A 17434-nucleotide genomic window follows, 5' to 3' on the forward strand; every position below is an offset into this window, starting at 1 on the left:
GGCACCGAGGTGCCCACTCGACCGGCGTTACTGACGTCTCGGCGTCGCTGACCGGCTCTACCTAGCAGGTGCCCGCTACGTCGCGGGCGCCGATCGCGCAGGTGTCGCTACCCGCACCGCCATAGAGGACGTCCTCACCCGAACCGCCATCGAGGTTGTCGTTCTGGTCCCCTCCCTCGAGGTAGTCGGCTCCAGAATCTCCGCGGAGGACGTCCGAGCCTGTGCCGCCGAGAAGGCTGTCATCCCCGTTGCCTCCCCAGACGCGGTCATTACCAGCATCACCGCGGATGTAGTCGTTGTGGTCTCCGCCTTGGATCTGGTCAGCGCCACGGCCGCCGTACAGATCGTCGGCCTCGGTGCCACCGTAGATCCGGTCGTCACCAACGCCTCCCCAAACCAGGTCGCGCCCCGCACCGGTCGAGACGATGTCGTTGCCATCGCCTGCCGTGATGGTGTCGGTTCCGATCGCACCCCAGATGCGGTCGCTGCCGGCGCCGCCATAGATGTCGTCGCTGCCGCGTCCGCCGATGATCTTGTCGGCTCCTGACTCGCCGTAGAGAAAGTCGGGCCGGGCTCCGCCTCGGATGGTGTCGTTGCCCGCGTTGCCGTGGATGTGATCTTGCGAGTCGCCACCCAGGATGGTGTCACTGCCGTACCCACCGCTGATGATGTCGACGCCCGATCCGCCATCGATGAGGTCGTTGCCACCCCTCCCTTCGATCACATCGCCGCCGCCTCGACCGCAAATCACATCCCTGCCGGACGTTCCGCGGAGCTTGTCGTCACCGGACGTGCCGACGATCGTGCAACGTACGCCGGTTGATGTTGTCGCCGCGCCTGCGGGACTCGCCACGAGCACGGTCGCCGAGGCGGCCATCGCGACGAACCCGGCAAGCAGCGTGCGCCCCGTCAGGAGCACCATTCCTGCCTCCAGAAGATCCTCAGGCCCGCGTCAGCGCGGGCCTGAGGATCGTGCCAGATCCGATACCCCTCGAGGTAGCGAATTGAGGATCTGTGGAGCGATTGTCGAACGGGTCAGAACAGGAGGGCGGTGCTCGGGTCGCCGACGATCCTGGCCACGTCGGCGAGGTAGCGGGAGCCGGCCTCGCCGTCGATGTGGCGGTGGTCGAAGCTGAGCGCGAGGGTGCAGACGTCGCGGGGCTCGATGCGCTCGTCCTCACCAGTGCCGACGACCCATGGCTGACGTTTGATCGCGCCGACGGAGAGGATCGCTGACTCACCCGGGTTGATGATCGGGGCGCCACCGTCGATGCCGAACGGACCGATGTTGGTGATCGTGAACGTCCCGCCGGTCTGGTCGGCCGGTGGCGTCTTGCCGGTGCGCGCGGTGGCGGTGAGCTCGTTGATCGCGGCGCCGAGCTCGACCAGGGACATCCGGTCGGCGCCCTTCACGTTCGGCACCTGGAGGCCCCTGGGGGTGGCTGCGGCGATGCCGAGGTTGACGTACTCCTTGAAGACGATCTCCTGGGCGGCCTCGTCCCACCACGAGTTGATGATCGGCGTACGTCGCATCGCCAGCAGCGTCGCCTTGGCCACGATCAGCAGGGGGCTGACGCGGACCTCGGCGAAGTCGCGGTTGGCCTTGAGGCCGGCCACCAGCTCGGAGGTACGTGTCACGTCGATCGTTGTCCAGATGGTCACGTGCGGCAGCGTGAACGCCGAGTCGACCATCGCCTGGCCCATCTGCTTGCGCAGGCCCTTGATCGGCTCACGACGCTCACCACCGACCGGCGCTGCTGGCCCAGCCGACTCCGTCGAAGGCGCCGGAGCAGACGTCAGATTTTCCAGGTCGGCGGTGGTGATCACGCCGTCATCCCGCTCCGGGGTGACGGTCGCCAGGTCCACACCCAGGTCGCGCGCCAGCTTCCGGGCGGTCGGCTTGGCGAGCACACCGGTGCCCGCGGCGGCGGCCGGTGCGGAGGCGGTGCGGTTGCGGCGTACGACCGCGTCTTCCTTGGAGCCGTAGCCGACCAGCGTCAGCGGCTTCTCATGCTCGTCAGCGGCTGTGTTGGTCTCGACACCGCTCGCTTCGCTCGCGGGTCTGAACGAAGTGGCCCCGACCGACGGGGGCTCGGCAGGCTCGGACGAGGGTGCGGGCGCCTCCGCCGAGTCGCCGATGCGGATGATCGGGGTGCCGACCTGGACCTCGGTGCCGACCTCGACAAGGAGCTCCTGGACGACCCCGGCATAGGGCGAGGGGAGCTCGACGACGGACTTGGCGGTCTCGATGTCGCAGACGGGGTCGTTGACCTTGATGACGTCGCCGACAGCGACGTGCCACTCGACGATCTCGGCCTCGGTGAGGCCTTCGCCGACGTCGGGCAGCTTGAACTCGTTCACCATGCCAGGCTCCTGTCGACGGCATCGAGGACCCGGTCGAGGTCGGGGAGGAAGTACTCCTCCGCCCGCGCCGGCGGGTAGGGCGTGTCGAAGCCGCCCACGCGCAGGACCGGTGCCTCCAGGGAGTGGAAGCAGGTCTCGGTGATCCGGGCGGCGAGCTCGGCACCGAGGCCGAGGTTGACGTGGGCCTCGTGGACGACGACGGCACGGCCGGTACGCCGCACCGACTCATAGACCGGCGCCATGTCCAGCGGTGAGAGCGTGCGCAGGTCGATCACCTCGACCGACTTGCCCTCCCCCACGGCCGCCTCGGCGGCGGTCAGCGCGGTCTTCACGGTCGGCCCGTAGGCCAGCATCGTCAGATCGGTGCCGGTCCGCGTCACCCGCGAGGCGAACAGCGGGCCAGGCGTGGCGTCGACGTCGACGTCGGCCTTGGTCGAGTGGTAGAGCCGCTTCGGCTCCAGGAAGATCACCGGGTCAGGGTGGGAGATCGCCTGCTGGATCATCCAGTAGGCGTCGACCGGGTCCGAGCAGGCCACGACCTTGAGACCAGGGGTGTGCGCGAACTGCGCCTCCGGCGACTCGCTGTGGTGCTCCACGGCCCCGATGCCGCCGCCGAACGGGATCCGGATGACCATCGGCATCGCGACCCGGCCGCCGGAGCGGTAGTGGAACTTGGCCACCTGCGACACGATCTGGTCGTAGGCCGGGTAGACGAACCCGTCGAACTGGATCTCCACCACCGGCCGGTAGCCCCGCAGCGCGAGCCCGACCGCCGTGCCGACGATCCCCGACTCCGCCAGCGGCGTGTCGATGACCCGCGCCTCGCCGAAGTCCTTCTGCAGCCCGTCGGTGATCCGGAAGACACCACCGAGCCGGCCGATGTCCTCCCCCATCAGGACGACCTTGTCGTCGTCCTCCATCGCGCGCCGGAGACCCGCGTTGAGCGCCTTCGCCAACGTCATCTTCGTCATCGGGAAGCCCCCTCGTGCTCGAAGGAGGAGAGGTACGCCGCGTAGCCGTCGCGCTGCTCACGCAGCTCCTCGGGCAGCTCGGTGTAGACGTTGTCGAAGAGGCGTACGGGATCGGGCTCTGGCAGGGAGTGGATCCCGGCACGCAGGCGCTCGCCGAACTCCTCGGCCTCGGCCTCCACCTTGGCGAAGAAGGAGGTCGAGGCACCACCGCCACGGCGCAGATAGGCCTCGACCCGGGCGATCGGGTCCTTGAGCTTCCACGCCTCGACCTCGTCGGAGACCCGGTAGCGGGTCGGGTCGTCGGTGGTCGTGTGGGCGCCCATCCGGTAGGTGTAGGCCTCGATCATCGTCGGCCCACCACCTTCACGGGCCCGCTTGAGCGCCGACTTCATCACCTCGTACGTCGCCAGCACGTCGTTGCCGTCCACGCGGATGCCGGGGAAACCGAAGCCCTGGGCGCGCTTGTAGAGCGGCACCTTGACCATCTGCTCGACCGGCTCGGAGATGGCCCACTGATTGTTCTGGCAGAAGAAGACGACCGGTGCGTTGTAGGAGGCGGCGAAGACCATCGCCTCGTTGACGTCGCCCTGCGAGGAGGCTCCGTCACCGAAGTGGGCCACGACGGCGGTGTCGCGGGTCGGGTCGCCGGTGCCGACGAGGCCGTCCATCTGGACACCCATCGCGTAGCCGGTCGCGTGCAACGTCTGGGCGCCGATGACGATCGTGTAGAGCCCGAAGTTGTGCTCGGCGGGGTCCCAGCCACCCTGGTCGGTGCCTCGGAAGAGTCCGAGCAGCTGCATCGGGTCGACGTCGCGGCACCAGGCCACGCCGTGCTCGCGGTAGGTCGGGAAGACGAAGTCCTGGGGCGCGAGGGCGCGGGCCGCGCCGATCTGCGCTGCCTCCTGGCCCAGCAGCTGTGCCCACAGGCCCAGCTCGCCGTGGCGCTGCAGCGCGGTGGCCTCGACGTCGAGGCGACGGGTCAGCACCATGTCGCGGTAGAAGCCGCGTACGGCCTCGTCCTCAGGTCGGTCGGGTGAGAACTCGAAGTCCGGGTGCGAGACCCGTTCTCCCTCGGGGTTCAGCAGCTGCACCATGTCGGTGTGGCTGGGACTCGGATCCAGAAATTCAGTCATCACGCTTCCTTCACACGGGGTGGGGTTGCCACCGCTGGCTACGCCGATCACGGGCTTGTGATCCGTGGCACATCGGCATAGCCAAACGGTACCCGCCCCCGGGAGAGAAGAGGTTCGAGTCAGATGAACATAGACAACTAAGCAAGCGCTTAGTAAGTTCTACGAGACGTGACGGAGCCCCGGCCCAGGAGATGAGGAACCGATGACTCGATTTGCCCAGGTGGAGTCGCTCAAGAGCGACCTGGGAGTGGCTGATCTGGTGGACCTCCCGGCACCGCAGCTCGGCGAGGGCGAGGTGCTGGCACGGATCGAACGCTTCGCTCTGACGACGAACAACATGACCTATGCGGTCTACGGCGACACCCTGGGCTATTGGAATCTGTTCCCGGCCGAACAGTCCGGGTACGGCTGCATGCCCGCGTGGGGGCACGCGGAGATCGTCGAGTCGAGGGCGTCCGACATCCCCGTGGGGACCCGAGTCTTCGGTTACTTTCCCATCGCGACCCATCTGACGATGCGACCCACGGCTGTCACCTCCCGCAGCTTCGTCGACGGCGCCGAGCACCGCACCGGGACGCCCCAGGTCTACAACCTCTACGAGTTCGAACCCCGGGAATCCGATCCACGGCTGGACAGCCTCACCGCGATCTACCGTGCCCTGTTCATCACCTCCTACACCGCCGCCGACTACCTGCGTGACCGCGACTTCTTCGACGCCGAGCAGTTCGTGATCTCGAGCGCCTCGAGCAAGACGGCGTACGGCACCGCCTACTGCCTGGCCGACTCACCGGCACAGAAGATCGCGCTCACCTCGGCCCGCAACATCGACTTCGTGAAAGGCCTCGGCCACTACACCGCAGCGCATGAGTACGCCGACCTGACGGCCATCGACCGGACCAGACGGACCGTCTACGTCGATCTGTCAGGCGACGGTGATCTGCGCCGCCGGGTTCACGAGCACTTCGGTGACCAACTCGCTTTCGACTGCCTCATCGGGTCGACCCAAGCCGACGGTTTTCCCGAGGACGACGACAGCCTCGTCGGACCGGCTCCGGTCTTCTTCTTCGCGGCCCTCCAGCTCGACGCCTACAAGGCCGAAGGCCAGTCGCGCGCGTTCATGCAGCGCTATCGACGCGACGAGCGTGACTTCCTCGAGCGCATGGGAGGAACGGAGCAGCCATCGATCAAGCTGCTCGAACACACCGGTCTCGAGGACGCCCCGGCCGTCATCGCCGGCTTCCACGACGGGTCGACGGACCCCGCTGTCGGCCACGTCTTCCTCCCCAACGCGGGCTGATCGGAATTTCTGTGGTCGCGACCGTGGGGCGCCGCTAGAGTCGCGCCCCCTAGACCACCGGAGGCGCACCATGTCCGATCCGTACGGCTACAGCCAGCCCGCCGAACGGCCCAAGACCCTGACGTACGCGGTCTACGGGATGTGGCTCGGCGGCTTGCTGAGCATCCTCTCGACGGTCTTCCTCCTCACCATGGACACCACCGAGATGAAGACGCTGATGGTGACGGAGATGGAGAAGCAGCCGACGTACGATCCCTCGGTCCTCGACGCGCGTGAGATGGCGGACGTGTTCGTCCCGATCCTCCAGATCGGCGGCACCGTCTTCGGGCTGATCACCCTCGGGCTGTGGATCTGGATGGCGATCATGAACGGGAAGGGCCGCAACTGGGCCCGCGTCACCGGCACCGTCTTCGGCGGGCTCTCCCTCGCCGGGAGCCTGTCGAGCCTGGGCAACCTCGCCGGCAACGCGGCGCTCGGCGGCGCCGCATTGCCGACGTCGGCCGCCGGCACCGTGCTTGCGGTCGTGGGCCCGTTGCTGGTGGTCGCGATCCTGGTGCTGCTGTGGGTGCGGCCGTCCTCGGCGTACTTCAGCGCGGTCGGCGCCGCGAGGCAGCGACAGCGCGCCGGCTACTACGCCGGCTGAAAGAAAAGTTTCTTTCAGCCGAGCGACTCGCGCCCGTGCGGCTCGTCCCAGCCGGAGAGGTCAGGGCCGGCAGGCACGATCTGCGTCGGGTTCAGGTCGGTGTGGACGACGTAGTAGTGCTGCTTGATCTGGACGAAGTCGAGCGTCTCGCCGATCCCGGGGGTCTGGTAGAGGTCGCGCGCGTAGGCCCACAGCGCGGGGAACTCGACCAGCTTCTGCCGGTTGCACTTGAAGTGGCCGTGGTAGACCGCGTCGAAACGGGCCAGCGTCGTGAACAGCCGGATGTCTGACTCGGTGAGCTGGTCGCCGACCAGGTAGCGCTGCCCGGAGAGCCGCTCCTCGAGCCAGTCGAGAGCCGTGAAGAGCCGCTCGTACGCCGTGTCGTACGCCTCTTGGGAGCCGGCGAAGCCGCACCGGTAGACGCCGTTGTTGATCTCGGTGAAGACCCGCTTGTTGACCTCGTCCATCTCCTCGCGAAGCGCGCGCGGCCACAGGTCGGGCGCGTCGTCGGCGAAGAAGTCGGTCCACTCGTGGAAGAAGTCGTGGGTGATCCACGGGAAGTCGTTGGTGACGACCTTGCCCGAGGCCTCCTCGACGATCGCCGGCACCGTGATCCCGCGCGGGTAGTCGGGGTAGCGCTTGAAGTAGGCCTGCTGCAGCCGCTCGATCCCGAGCACGGGGTCGACGCCGCCGGGGTCGAGGTCGAAGGTCCACGACCGGGCGTCGTGCGTCGGCCCGGCGAGGCCGAGAGAGATGACGTCCTGGAGCCCGAGCAGGTTGCGGACGATGATCGCCCGGTTGGCCCACGGGCAGGCGGCGGCCGCGACCAGCCGGTAGCGGCCCGGTTCGACCGGCCACAACGGCACGTCGCTCGGCCCGAACTCAGGCGTCCGCGCGTCTTGAGTGATCCGGTCCGGGATGTAGTTCATGTCCCGGTTGAACTCGTTGCCAGGTTGTACGTAGGTCGCCTTCTCCCGCATGGACTCACTCTAACGTTGTGGTTGAATCCTGAAGCGAATCAGAGGAACGTCCAGGCGAGGCCCGCGGCCTCCAGGATCACCCAGAACCGCAGCGCACGGGAGACGAGCACCGTGAGCGTGAAGATCGGCAGGTTGAACCGCAGGGCGCCGAAGAGAACGGCCATCACCGCGAGCGGCGGAAAGCCCGAGAAGCCTGACGCGGCCAGAAGTGCGGTGGCCAGAACCGGGCGGCCCGAGGTCCGGGCGTACCAGCGGTCATAAGAACCCTGCCACTTGGGCGACTCGAGCTTCTTCCTGATCCAGGGGATCTTGGTGGAGCCGCGACCGGCGTAGTACCAGACCACCTTGCCGCCGGTCTGGCCGAGCCCGGCGACGAGCCCGAGCAACGGTGGCCACCAGTCAGAGCTCTGGGCGACGACGGAGAGGTACGCCTCGGCGTTCATCACCGGGATGAGCGCGGAGCCGAGACAGAAGAGGAGAGTGCCGATCAGAAGTCTCATCGAGGCACGGGCAGGCCGATCCTGAGAAGACGTCCCAGCGAGACGCATTTCATGACCAGCAGGGCCGTGGCGATCGCCAGACCCAACCACATCCAGCCGGTGACCAGCAGCAGGATCGCGAAGAGCCCCGAGTTGACCGCCTTGCCCGGGTGGGACCAGTTCCACCGCCACAGCGTCCGGTCGATGACGTAGAAGTAGTTCGGGCTCTTGATCGGCCAGGCCAGGAAGGCGATCGAGAGGAAGCAGTCGATCACCATGAACTCCGCCAGGTAGACGAAGATCGCCGGCGACAGGTCCGGCTGCAGGAACGCCAGTCCGACGTAGAACGCCGCGGCGCAGAGACGGTCGGAGAAGATGTCGAGCACCCCGCCGATCCGCGTCTCCTCATCGCGCCACCTGGCGACCGCCCCGTCGAGGCTGTCCCCGGCCCAGTAGACGACCAGTGCGATGACCAGGAGGGTCAGGCTGCCCTGAGACGCGGCGCTCGCCGACAGCACCACCGACGCGATGGTGCGTACGAACGTGATCACCGTCGCCGACGTCCACAGCCGTTCCGACTCGGGACGGGCGCGCTCCTTGGCGTCGGTGATGACGGCGGTGTCTGTCATGGTCCGGAGCATAGAGTGCCGATGGGTGTAGCCCGGTGGAATATCGCCCCGCGGTTCAGCGCGGATCGCGCACCAACGAGGCCACGAAGTCGAGCTTGTCCAGGACCGCGGGCGGGATGACGAAGGGGTAGAGGTCGTCGTGGCCCATGGACCGGTTGATGACGTTCAGCGCGGCCGAGAGGGGCACCCAGATGTCGGTCACGACCTGCCGGAACGGCATGTCGGCGGGCACCGGGTCGGTGAGCCCGTACGCCGCCGCGGACCCGAGCGTGTCGCGGATGTGCAGGAAGTGGGCCCAGGTCTCGGCGAAGTCCTCGAAGGGGTGCATGGTGGCGTAGGTCGAGATGTAGTTCTCGGTCCAGCCCGAGGGCGGCCCTTCGGAGTAGTGGCGCTGGAGCGACTCCTCGTAGGAGACCGACTCGTCGCCGAAGACCTCGGTGCACCGCTCCATCAGCTCGGGGCCGCGGACCAGCTGCCACTCGTAGTAGTGGCCGACCTCGTGCCGGAAGTGGCCCAGCAGGGTGCGGTAGGGCTCGTCGAGCGTCGCCCGGACGTGCTCGCGATAGGCGTCGTCGGACTCGGCCAGGTCGATCGTGATCACGCCGCCGTCGTGTCCGATGACCACGTCCGGGGTGGCCGCGACCCCGTCGCTGGCCAGCAGGTCGAAGGCGAGCCCCTCGGCGGGATCCTCGACCTTGGTGCGGACGTCCAGACCGAGGTTGTCGAGCTCGACCACGAGATGGCGTTTCGCCTGCTCAGCGAGGGAGTACTGCTGCTGGACGAACTCGGGCGCGGCGTCGTTGGGCCGGGTCCGGGTCAGCTCGCAGGCGAAGCAGATCCCACCCTCGATGCGGGCCAGCCAGGTGCATCCCGTCTCCAGCGTGTTGGCGCAGACCCACCAGATGTAGCCGTCGCTGTCGACGTACCTGCCCTCGGGCGAGACCGGGACGATCTCGCGCTCCTCGCGGGAGTAGGCGAGCCGGGTGCCGCACGAGACGCACGCCGAGTTCTCGAAGTAGAGGCGGTTGCCGCACTCCCGACAGCTGAACGCTTCCATGCCCTCAATCATCGGCCTTCTCAGGCCGTCCCCCAGCTCTCGACGCGCCACTCGCCGTCCTCGCGGACGAGGACCACGACCATCGACTCGTCCGGGACCGAGCCGTCCTCGGCGGTGTAGGAGACCCTGACGGTGACCTGGGCGGCGTCGCCGTACATCTCGGGCTCGCCGAAGACCATGTCCCGGTCCACCGCACGCGGATTGGGGTCGGCGTAGGTCCGCTTCCCCTCCGCGGCGTCGATCATCGCGCTGGCGCCACCACCGTCGAGAAGCTCGTCGCCCTCGTCGGAGGCCAGCTCGTAGAGGGTGGCGACCGAGGTGGTCTCCATGAACTCGCGGGTGACCTCGGCCGGGGTCGAGCCGCGCGCCAGCAGCCAGAGCGTGAGCGCGGTGAGAGCCGCGGCGACCACCAGCAGTCCAGAGATGCGTACTCCGCGACGCCAGCGGCTGCCGCGGGTCACGATGCTCGCCCGCTGCGGAGGCTGTCCCACGAGCAACACCGTAACTTCACTCCTGCTGGTCGGGGGCCACATCGACAGAGACGGTCAAGGTCGAGGTGGTGGCTTCGGTGTAGATGACCCCCTTCACAGGAGGCACATCGGCATAGTCACGTCCCCAGGCGACGCTCACGTAGCGATCGTCGGCCCTGGTGTCGTTCGTCGGGTCGAGGGCGAGCCACTGGCCCGTCCCCGCGCCGCTGAGGTCTGCCCCGTAGTGAGGCAGCCACACCTCCACCCAGGCATGGGAGGCATCGGCTCCGACGAGCCGCGGCTTCCCCGGCGGAGGGGTGGTGGCGAGGTAGCCGGAAACATAGCGGGCCGCGAGCCCGTGCGCTCGAAAACAGGCCAACATCAGGTGAGCGAAATCCTGGCAGACACCACCCTCCGCCTCGAAGATCTCCGGGATCGTCGAGGTGACGGTCGTGGCCGTGTCGTCGTAGTCGAACCCGGCATGGATCCGATGCATCAGATCCTCCGCCGCCTCCACGATCCCGCGCCCCTGCGTCATGGAGACGGCACCGAAGTCGTACGCCTCCTGGGTGTGCTCCACGAGCGGCGAGGCCACCGCCAGATCGGTCGCCCTCCAGGCGCCCGCAAGAGTCGGGTCCACCAGCGGCCGCGCCCGCTCCCACGGCTGGGCGAAGCTCGTCTCGTCATAGACCGGCGTGCTGACCTCGACCTCGGAGGCAGCGGTGATCTCGAGCAGTCGATGCGGCTCGAGGACCTGGAAGTACGTCACCGTGTTGCCGTAGAAGTCGATGTCGGTCGACTGGTCCGCGGGCGCCGGAGTGATCCGCACCTCCGCCTTCCCGACATGCTGGTGAGGCAGCTCCCGCGGCGTGACGTTGGCGATCCCGAACGAGTTCGTCACGTCCTCGTCGTAGGAGTAGGTCGTCGTGTGGCTGACCCGGTATCTCACTCGCGGGATGCTATCCCGATCCAACCGCCACGTCGCCGGGGTCGACGAAGCCTGGTCCTTCGAACTCGCCATCCTCGTCGATCCACCGCACGCGAAGCGCCCCGCTCTGCGAGACCTCGACGATTCGACCCCGATGGCCACGAGTCGGCGGCCCAGATGCGCTGCCGAACACTGCCAGCCTCCAGGCATTGTTGGACGGGTCCCAATCCTTGTCCCCGAGCACCGGCCCTAGCCACATGACCGGGGCACCGACGACGTACGGTGACGGTTCCGAATCGTCCACGATGTCGTGGGTGATCCCCTGCCAGCCAGGACTTTCGCGGACAGCCCGGACGAGGTCGTCGAACTCCGCGTCGGACATCGCTCGAAGGTTCTTCACCTCGTAGACCGCGTCAGGGCTGTACCAGCCGTCGGGCAAGTCCTCTGTGACGACGCCCGGAAGCGCGAGCGGGGCACCTTCCACGGCCGGTCGCCCTTTCCCCGCCCAGACCACACGGCGACCGTGTGGCGGGCGGGGAAACGGCTCCTGATGCTGCTGATCAGACGTACTCCCCATGCCGCCAACCTACGACGACTTGGATGCTCAAGTGAGCGATTGCGCCGGGAGGGCGTTGAGGGGTTGTGGGGCGGGGCCGGTGGCGAAGTGGACGTCGCTGATGGCGTCGGCGAGGCGGACGAGCTGGGCCTGGACCTGGTCGAGGAAGGACTCCAGGTTGGGGCGGCCGACACCGCCGATGGCGACGAGGCCGGCGACCTCGGTGCGGTCGAGCATGTCGGTGATGTCGTCGAGGAGCCGCTCGGGGCGGGACGAGCCGGTCGAGCCGGGGAGCTTGGTGAGATGCAGCCGTAGCTCGTCGAGACAGAAGGCCAGGGAGCGCGGGTTGTCGCGGTCCATGATGAGCAGGTCGAGCACGCCGCCGGTGCGTACGTAGCCCCGGTAGCGGCGACGGTGGGTGACTGCGGACTCGGCGGAGGCGAGGACCGCGTTGAGCACTGCCCGGTCGACCTCGAGCCCTCTCCGCACGGTGGTCGTCGTGCGGAGCAGGTGGCAGACCTGCATCGACCGCTCCAGGAACCGTCCCAGCCGGATCGAGTGGTAGCCCTCGTCGCGGATCATGCTCGCCACGATCCCCTGCATCGCCAGGATGCCGTGCAGCATCTCGGCCCCCGACTCGGCGATCTGCAGCGAGTGCGGGTTGACCCGGAGGTCTTCGGCGGCCCGGTCGGTCGCGGAGAAGATCCGCCACATGTCGGGGCTGAGCTGGTCGCGTACGCCGCTGAAGGCCTGTCGCATCCCCGCCAGCGACTGCGCCGCCGACCCGGGCCGGTCGGCGTCCAGCAGCATGGAGCGGAACTCGGCGTCGATATCGGCGTCCGCGTGGCCGTGCCCGCCCAACCGGTCGAGCGCGCTCAGCATCACCTCGAGGCTGATGCCTCCGGACGTACGCGGCCTCGTCCGGAAGTCCTCGGCGAGCACGTGCGTGGCCAGGATGAGCCGGATGAGGTCCTCGGCACGCTCCGCGTAGCGGCCCGACCAGTACATGTCCTCGAGCGCACGCGGGACGAGCACCGTGACCGAGCGGGAATGGGTCATCGGGAGCACGTCGGCCAGACCCTGGTCGGCGTCCTGCGGCGACTCCTTGAGCACCCAGACGTCCTTGCTGCACGGCGGCAGCCCGGTCGCGTCGGCGCGGATCGAGGCCAGGCCACCGACCAGCGGGCGGTACGCCGAGCCGTAGCGAAGCGAGAACGTACGCAGCGTCAGCGGCCGGGCGACCGCGCCGTGCCCTTCCGCCCAGGTCGGGGCCTGGGAGAGCGTGATCCTCTCCTGCCCGACATGGCGGTAGGGATCGGCCGCGATCCGGGCGCCCAGCTCCTCGGGCGTTCCGTTGACGATCGTCCCTTCCAGCGTCCGCACGACCAGGTCGTCCGCGGCCAGGCGCCGCTCGACCTCCTCGCGCTGGGCCGGGTCGCCGCACCACCAGGTGCCGAGCGACGCCAGCCGCAACGGCTCGCCGAGCAGGGCCTCGCAGGCGGCGGGAAGATAGGGAACGAGCCCCGGGTTCTCGAGTACGCCGGCCCCGAACCCGTTGACCACCCGCACATTGCCGCGGCGTACGGCCTCGATCAGGCCGGCCACGCCGAGCTGGCTGTCGCCGCGGAGCTCGAGGGGGTCGGACCAGGTCGCGTCGACGCGACGCAGGATGACGTCGACCCGCTCCAGCCGGTCGCCGTGGCCACGCATGAGGACCTCGCCGTTGCGTACGGTCAGGTCGGCTCCCTGGACCAGCGGGAAGCCCAGCGTCGAGGCGAGAAAAGCCTGGTCATAGGCGGTCTCCGAGTGCGTTCCCGGAGACAGGACGACCACCCGGGGATCGGCCTGGTCGCCGGGCGCCGACTCCAGCAGCGCGCTGCGGAGAGCCGCGAAGTAGGGCTCCATCCGGTGCAGCCCGGCGTCGCGGTGGAGCTCGGGGAGCACCCGGCTGATCACCCGGCGGTTCTCCATCGCGTAGCCGATCCCGCTCGGCGCCTGGGTGCGGTCGGCGAGCACTCGCCACTCACCGTCAGGGGTCCGGCCGAGGTCGGTGGCGGCCAGGACGAGCGGCCGAGGGTCGTGGTTGCTGGCCCGTGCGGCGACACGATGGAAGCCGTGATGGCCGAAGATCACCGGTGCCGGGACGATGCCGTCCCGGAGGAGCCGCTGCGGGCCGTAGAGGTCGACGAGGATCGCGTTGAGCAGCTCGGCACGCTGGGCCAGGCCGACCTCGAGGATGCGCCACTGCGCCGGATCGATGACGAGCGGCACCGGGTCGAGCCGCCAGGGCTCGGGCTTGGCGCCGGGGCGCAGGTAGGTGACCCCGTCGTCGGCGAGGAACCGCTCGACGTCGTGGCCGATCCGGCTCAGCGTGGCCGGTGTGATCGAGACGGCCGTCTCGGCCATCGGCTTCCACGCGGGACGCAGGGTGCCGTCGGGCCCGACGACCTCGTCGTAGGGCTGGTCGGTCGCGTCGAGGAGGCCGAGGGCGTCGGCGTACTCGCGGAGGACGGTCACCGCACCACCCGTCGGAGATCGAGGGTGTGCGGGTTGTCGGGCGTGGTTCCGCGGGCCGCCCGCTCACGCATCTCGGCGACGTCCAGTCGGCCGGAGGTGTGGCCGCGGGCCTCGAACCTGCTCGCGCGGCGCGCCTCGGCCTCGTTGGCGTTCACCGGCGGGTGATCGTAGCTGCGGCCGCCCGGGTGCACGACGTGGTAGGTCGCGCCGCCGAGGCTGGTCTCGGAGGCGATGTCGACGACGTCGAAGTGCAGCGGCGCCTGGACGTCGATGCTCGGGTGCAGGCTCGACCACGGGCTCCACGCCTTGAACCGGACACCCGCATAGAAGGTGTCTGGGACAGAGGTGGGGGTCAGCGGCACCGGAACACCCTGACACGTCACCAGCTGCCGGTCGAGGTCGATCCCTCTCGCCGAGATCTGGACCCGCTCGACCGAGGAGTCGACGTAGCGTGCGGTCCCCGACTCGGTGGCCTCCTCGCCGAGGACGTTCCACGGCTCGATCGCCTGCCGCAGCTCGAGCTCGATGTCTCCTACCTTCGCGAGCCCGATCCGCGGGAAGCGGAACTCGGCGTACGCAGCCAGCCACTGTGACTCGAAGGGGATCCCGTGGCGGCGCAGGTCGGCCACGACCTCCTCGATGTCGCGCAGGCACCCATGCGGGAGCAGGAAGTCCTCGTGGAGGGAGCTGCCGTGGCGGACCAGAGGCGCCTCGTACGGCTCCTCCCAGAACCACGCGACCAGGCTCCTGACCAGGAGCGACTGGAGGAGAGCCATCTGCGGGTGCGGCGGCATCTCGAAGCCACGGAGCTCGAGGAGGCCGAGGCGGCCTCGGGACGAGTCCGGGGAGTAGAGCTTGTCGATGCAGAACTCGGCGCGGTGGGTGTTGCCGGTCAGGTCGGTGAGCAGGTGGCGCAGCGCGCGGTCGATCATCCACGGGCGCGGCTCAGGGTCTTCACGGGTGATCCGGGCGACCTCCTGGAGCGCGATCTCCATCTCGTAGACCGCCTCCGGGCGGCCCTCGTCGAACCTCGGCGCCTGGCTGGTCGGGCCGATGAAGCGGCCGGAGAAGAGGTAGGAGAGGGAGGGGTGGCGCTGCCAGTAGCGGATCAGGCTGGCCAGCAGGTCGGGGCGCCGGAGCAGGGGGCTGCGCTCGGGGCTCCGGCCTCCGAGGGTGAGGTGGTTGCCGCCGCCGGTGCCGGTGTGGAGCCCGTCGAGGTCGAACTTCTCGGTGGACAGGCGGGCCTGCCGGGCCTGCTCGTAGAGCGTCGTGATCAGCTCACGCTGCTCCGCCCAGGTGGCTGTCGGCTGGACGTTGACCTCGATCACGCCGGGGTCGGGGGTGACCGTCAGGCGCGCCAGGCGGGAGTCCGGCGGCGGACCGTAGCCCTCGAGCACGACCTGTACGTCGGCTTCGGTGACGGCCTGCTCGATCACCCGGAGCAGGGCGACGTAGTCCTCCAGCCGATCGGTCGGCGGCAGGAACACGTGGACCAGCCCGTCGCGCTCCTCGATCGCGAGCGCGGTGGTCGGCGCCTCGTCGGGGTCGGTGACGGTGACCTGCGGGATCTCGGGGTCCAACGGCTCGCCCGCCGTCAGGTAGGACGGCTCGCCCGGGAACTCCGGGTCATGCCAGGAGATCGAGTCCAGCGGCAGTCGCAGCCCGACCGCCGAGGTCCCCGGCGCCAGCACCAGCCGCCCCCGCCGGAACCGCCACTGCGGACTCGTCCACTCCCCGTCGTTGGTGTTGATCGGGATCACCCACCCCACCGGCTCGGTGACCTCTTTGTCGAGCTCGGTGACGTTCAGGTCACCTCGGTCCGCGGCGTCGTCCGGCTTGGGGCCGTCGGGGCGGCCTACGTCCTGGGCGATCTTCGCGAGCGGATCCTCGTACGCAGCGAACACCTGCTCCGCGGGGAGCCCGAGGATGCTGCGGATGTTGGTGGCGATGGCCTCAGCGGCGGCGGGATCGGCCGGCTCGGCGTCGGTAGTGGCCCAAGGGTCGGCGAAGAGGGTCTGGTCGCTCCACAGGGGCTGGCCGTCCGTACGCCACTGCAGGTCGATGTTCCAGCGCGGGAGGGGCTCGCCGGGATACCACTTGCCCTGGCCGCGGTGGACGATCCCGCCCTTGCCGTAGACCTTGCGCAGGCGTTCGGCCAGGTCAGTGGCGAGCTCGCGCTTGTGCGGCCCGTCGGCGTCGGTGTTCCACTGGTCACTCTTCTGGTCGTCCAGCGACACGAAGGTCGGCTCGCCGCCCACGGTCAGCTCGACGCCGGCCGCCTGGAGACGCTGGTCGACCGCCTCACCCAGCGCGTCGATCCGGGCCCACTCCTGGCCGGTGTAGGGCAGCGTGACGCGCGGGTCCTCGTGGATCCGGGTGACCTCGTTGGCGAAGGAGAAGGTGACCTCGACCGGGTCGGTGGCGCCCTCGATCGGGGCCGCGGAGGACGGGTGCGGGGTCGCCGAGAGCGGGATGTGGCCCTCCCCCGCGAACAGGGCCGAGGTCGGGTCGAGCCCGATCCAGCCGGCTCCAGGGACGAAGACCTCGCACCACGCGTGCAGGTCGGTGAAGTCCTCGGTCGGGCCGGAGGGGCCGTCGAGCGACTCCTGGTCGGCGGCCAGCTGCACCAGATAGCCCGAGACGAACCGCGCGGCGAGACCGTACTGACGCAGCAGGGACACCAGCAGCCACGCCGAGTCGCGGCACGAGCCGATACCGATCCGCAGGGTCTCGTCGGGAGTCTGTACGCCCGGCTCCATCCGCACCGAGTAGGCGACGTCCGAGTTGACCGCCTGGTTGACGCTCGCCAGGAAGTCGACGGTGCGCAGGCCGTCCTCGGGCAGGGCGGGCAGCCGCTGCCGCCAGGCGTCGGCCGCGGTCGCCGACTCCACGTCACGGAGGTAGGGCGCCAGATCGGCCTTCAGCTGCGGCTCGTAGTCGAAGGGGAAGGTCTCGGCGTACTCCTCCACGAAGAAGTCGAACGGGTTGATCACCACCATGTCGGCGACCAGGCCCACGGTGACCTCGAGCTTGTCGGTCTTCTCCGGGAAGACCAGCCGCGCAAGCCAGTTGCCGAACGGGTCCTGCTGCCAGTTGATGAAGTGCGCCGCCGGCGTCACCGACAGCGAGTAGGCCTCGATCGGGGTCCGGGTGTGCGGCGCCGGGCGCAGGCGTACGACGTGTGGGCTCACCCGGACCGGTTGCGCGAACTCGTAGGTGGTCCGATGTTCGAGCGCAACCTTGATCGACATGGGTCAAGGGTGACCGATGCAGGTTGCACAGGGGTAACGAACCGCCGGGTTCGTGCCGCCGTCCCTCTCGAATGTGGCCTATCACGAAGGCAAACCGAGGGGATCCGAATCAGCTGATTGGTAAACGCATTTCACCCTGGCTAAATGCCGGGTCTTGAC

15 protein-coding genes are annotated in these 17434 nt (G+C 68.8%); 2 read left to right on the top strand and 13 right to left on the bottom strand.

Annotation, left to right across the window (positions count from 1 at the left end; translation table 11 throughout):
- Window positions 1-61: 61 nt before the first annotated feature.
- The 4 genes from ABTW65_RS10645 to pdhA all read right to left on the bottom strand — a co-directional run bounded on the left by ABTW65_RS10645 (window position 62) and on the right by pdhA (window position 4468).
- The gene (locus ABTW65_RS10645; protein ID WP_350660037.1) at window positions 62-922 is read right to left on the bottom strand and encodes a calcium-binding protein; all 861 of its coding nucleotides are present in this window, start codon (window positions 920-922) and stop codon (window positions 62-64) included.
- 113 nt (window positions 923-1035) lie between these two features.
- On the bottom strand, window positions 1036-2364 hold the full coding sequence (locus tag ABTW65_RS10650; RefSeq protein WP_350660038.1) for a dihydrolipoamide acetyltransferase family protein: 1329 nt from the start codon (window positions 2362-2364) through the stop codon (window positions 1036-1038).
- A complete protein-coding gene (locus ABTW65_RS10655; RefSeq protein WP_350660039.1) occupies window positions 2358-3335 on the bottom strand; it encodes an alpha-ketoacid dehydrogenase subunit beta in 978 nt (325 codons plus the stop codon). The genes ABTW65_RS10650 and ABTW65_RS10655 overlap by 7 nt, the downstream gene beginning before the upstream one ends.
- Window positions 3332-4468, bottom strand: coding sequence for a pyruvate dehydrogenase (acetyl-transferring) E1 component subunit alpha (gene pdhA / locus ABTW65_RS10660; protein ID WP_350660040.1), 1137 nt, complete (start codon window positions 4466-4468; stop codon window positions 3332-3334). The genes ABTW65_RS10655 and pdhA overlap by 4 nt, the downstream gene beginning before the upstream one ends.
- A 202-nt stretch (window positions 4469-4670) precedes the next feature.
- On the opposite strand from pdhA, the gene ABTW65_RS10665 reads away from it, so the two are divergent.
- Window positions 4671-5765 (top strand): DUF2855 family protein, encoded by a 1095-nt coding sequence (locus ABTW65_RS10665; RefSeq protein WP_350660042.1) that lies wholly within the window; start codon window positions 4671-4673, stop codon window positions 5763-5765.
- Between the two features lie 70 nt (window positions 5766-5835).
- Window positions 5836-6408, top strand: coding sequence for a hypothetical protein (locus ABTW65_RS10670; protein ID WP_350660043.1), 573 nt, complete (start codon window positions 5836-5838; stop codon window positions 6406-6408).
- A 14-nt stretch (window positions 6409-6422) separates the two neighbouring features.
- On the opposite strand, the gene ABTW65_RS10675 is transcribed toward ABTW65_RS10670, so the two are convergent.
- The 9 genes from ABTW65_RS10675 to ABTW65_RS10715 all read right to left on the bottom strand — a co-directional run bounded on the left by ABTW65_RS10675 (window position 6423) and on the right by ABTW65_RS10715 (window position 17275).
- A complete protein-coding gene (locus ABTW65_RS10675; RefSeq protein ID WP_350660044.1) occupies window positions 6423-7388 on the bottom strand; it encodes a glutathione S-transferase family protein in 966 nt (321 codons plus the stop codon).
- Between the two features lie 38 nt (window positions 7389-7426).
- On the bottom strand, window positions 7427-7888 hold the full coding sequence (locus ABTW65_RS10680) for a hypothetical protein (RefSeq protein WP_350660045.1): 462 nt from the start codon (window positions 7886-7888) through the stop codon (window positions 7427-7429).
- The gene (locus tag ABTW65_RS10685; RefSeq protein ID WP_350660046.1) at window positions 7885-8496 is read right to left on the bottom strand and encodes a CDP-alcohol phosphatidyltransferase family protein; all 612 of its coding nucleotides are present in this window, start codon (window positions 8494-8496) and stop codon (window positions 7885-7887) included. Before ABTW65_RS10685 ends, ABTW65_RS10680 begins: the two co-directional genes overlap by 4 nt.
- Before the next feature lie 55 nt (window positions 8497-8551).
- The gene (locus tag ABTW65_RS10690; RefSeq protein WP_350660047.1) at window positions 8552-9553 is read right to left on the bottom strand and encodes a zinc-binding metallopeptidase family protein; all 1002 of its coding nucleotides are present in this window, start codon (window positions 9551-9553) and stop codon (window positions 8552-8554) included.
- A gap of 20 nt (window positions 9554-9573) precedes the next feature.
- The gene (locus ABTW65_RS10695; RefSeq protein WP_350660048.1) at window positions 9574-10044 is read right to left on the bottom strand and encodes a nuclear transport factor 2 family protein; all 471 of its coding nucleotides are present in this window, start codon (window positions 10042-10044) and stop codon (window positions 9574-9576) included.
- Window positions 10045-10060: 16 nt separating this feature from the next.
- Window positions 10061-10972, bottom strand: coding sequence for a transglutaminase family protein (locus ABTW65_RS10700; RefSeq protein ID WP_350660049.1), 912 nt, complete (start codon window positions 10970-10972; stop codon window positions 10061-10063).
- Between the two features lie 10 nt (window positions 10973-10982).
- Window positions 10983-11435, bottom strand: a complete 453-nt coding sequence (locus tag ABTW65_RS10705; protein ID WP_350660050.1) for a hypothetical protein — start codon at window positions 11433-11435, stop codon at window positions 10983-10985.
- 120 nt (window positions 11436-11555) lie between these two features.
- Window positions 11556-14024, bottom strand: a complete 2469-nt coding sequence (locus ABTW65_RS10710) for a circularly permuted type 2 ATP-grasp protein (RefSeq protein WP_350660051.1) — start codon at window positions 14022-14024, stop codon at window positions 11556-11558.
- Window positions 14021-17275, bottom strand: a complete 3255-nt coding sequence (locus ABTW65_RS10715; protein WP_350660052.1) for a transglutaminase family protein — start codon at window positions 17273-17275, stop codon at window positions 14021-14023. Before ABTW65_RS10715 ends, ABTW65_RS10710 begins: the two co-directional genes overlap by 4 nt.
- Between the last annotated feature and the right edge of the window lie 159 nt (window positions 17276-17434).

This window comes from Nocardioides sp. NPDC127503 (assembly GCF_040302165.1).
GTDB lineage: Bacteria > Actinomycetota > Actinomycetes > Propionibacteriales > Nocardioidaceae > Nocardioides.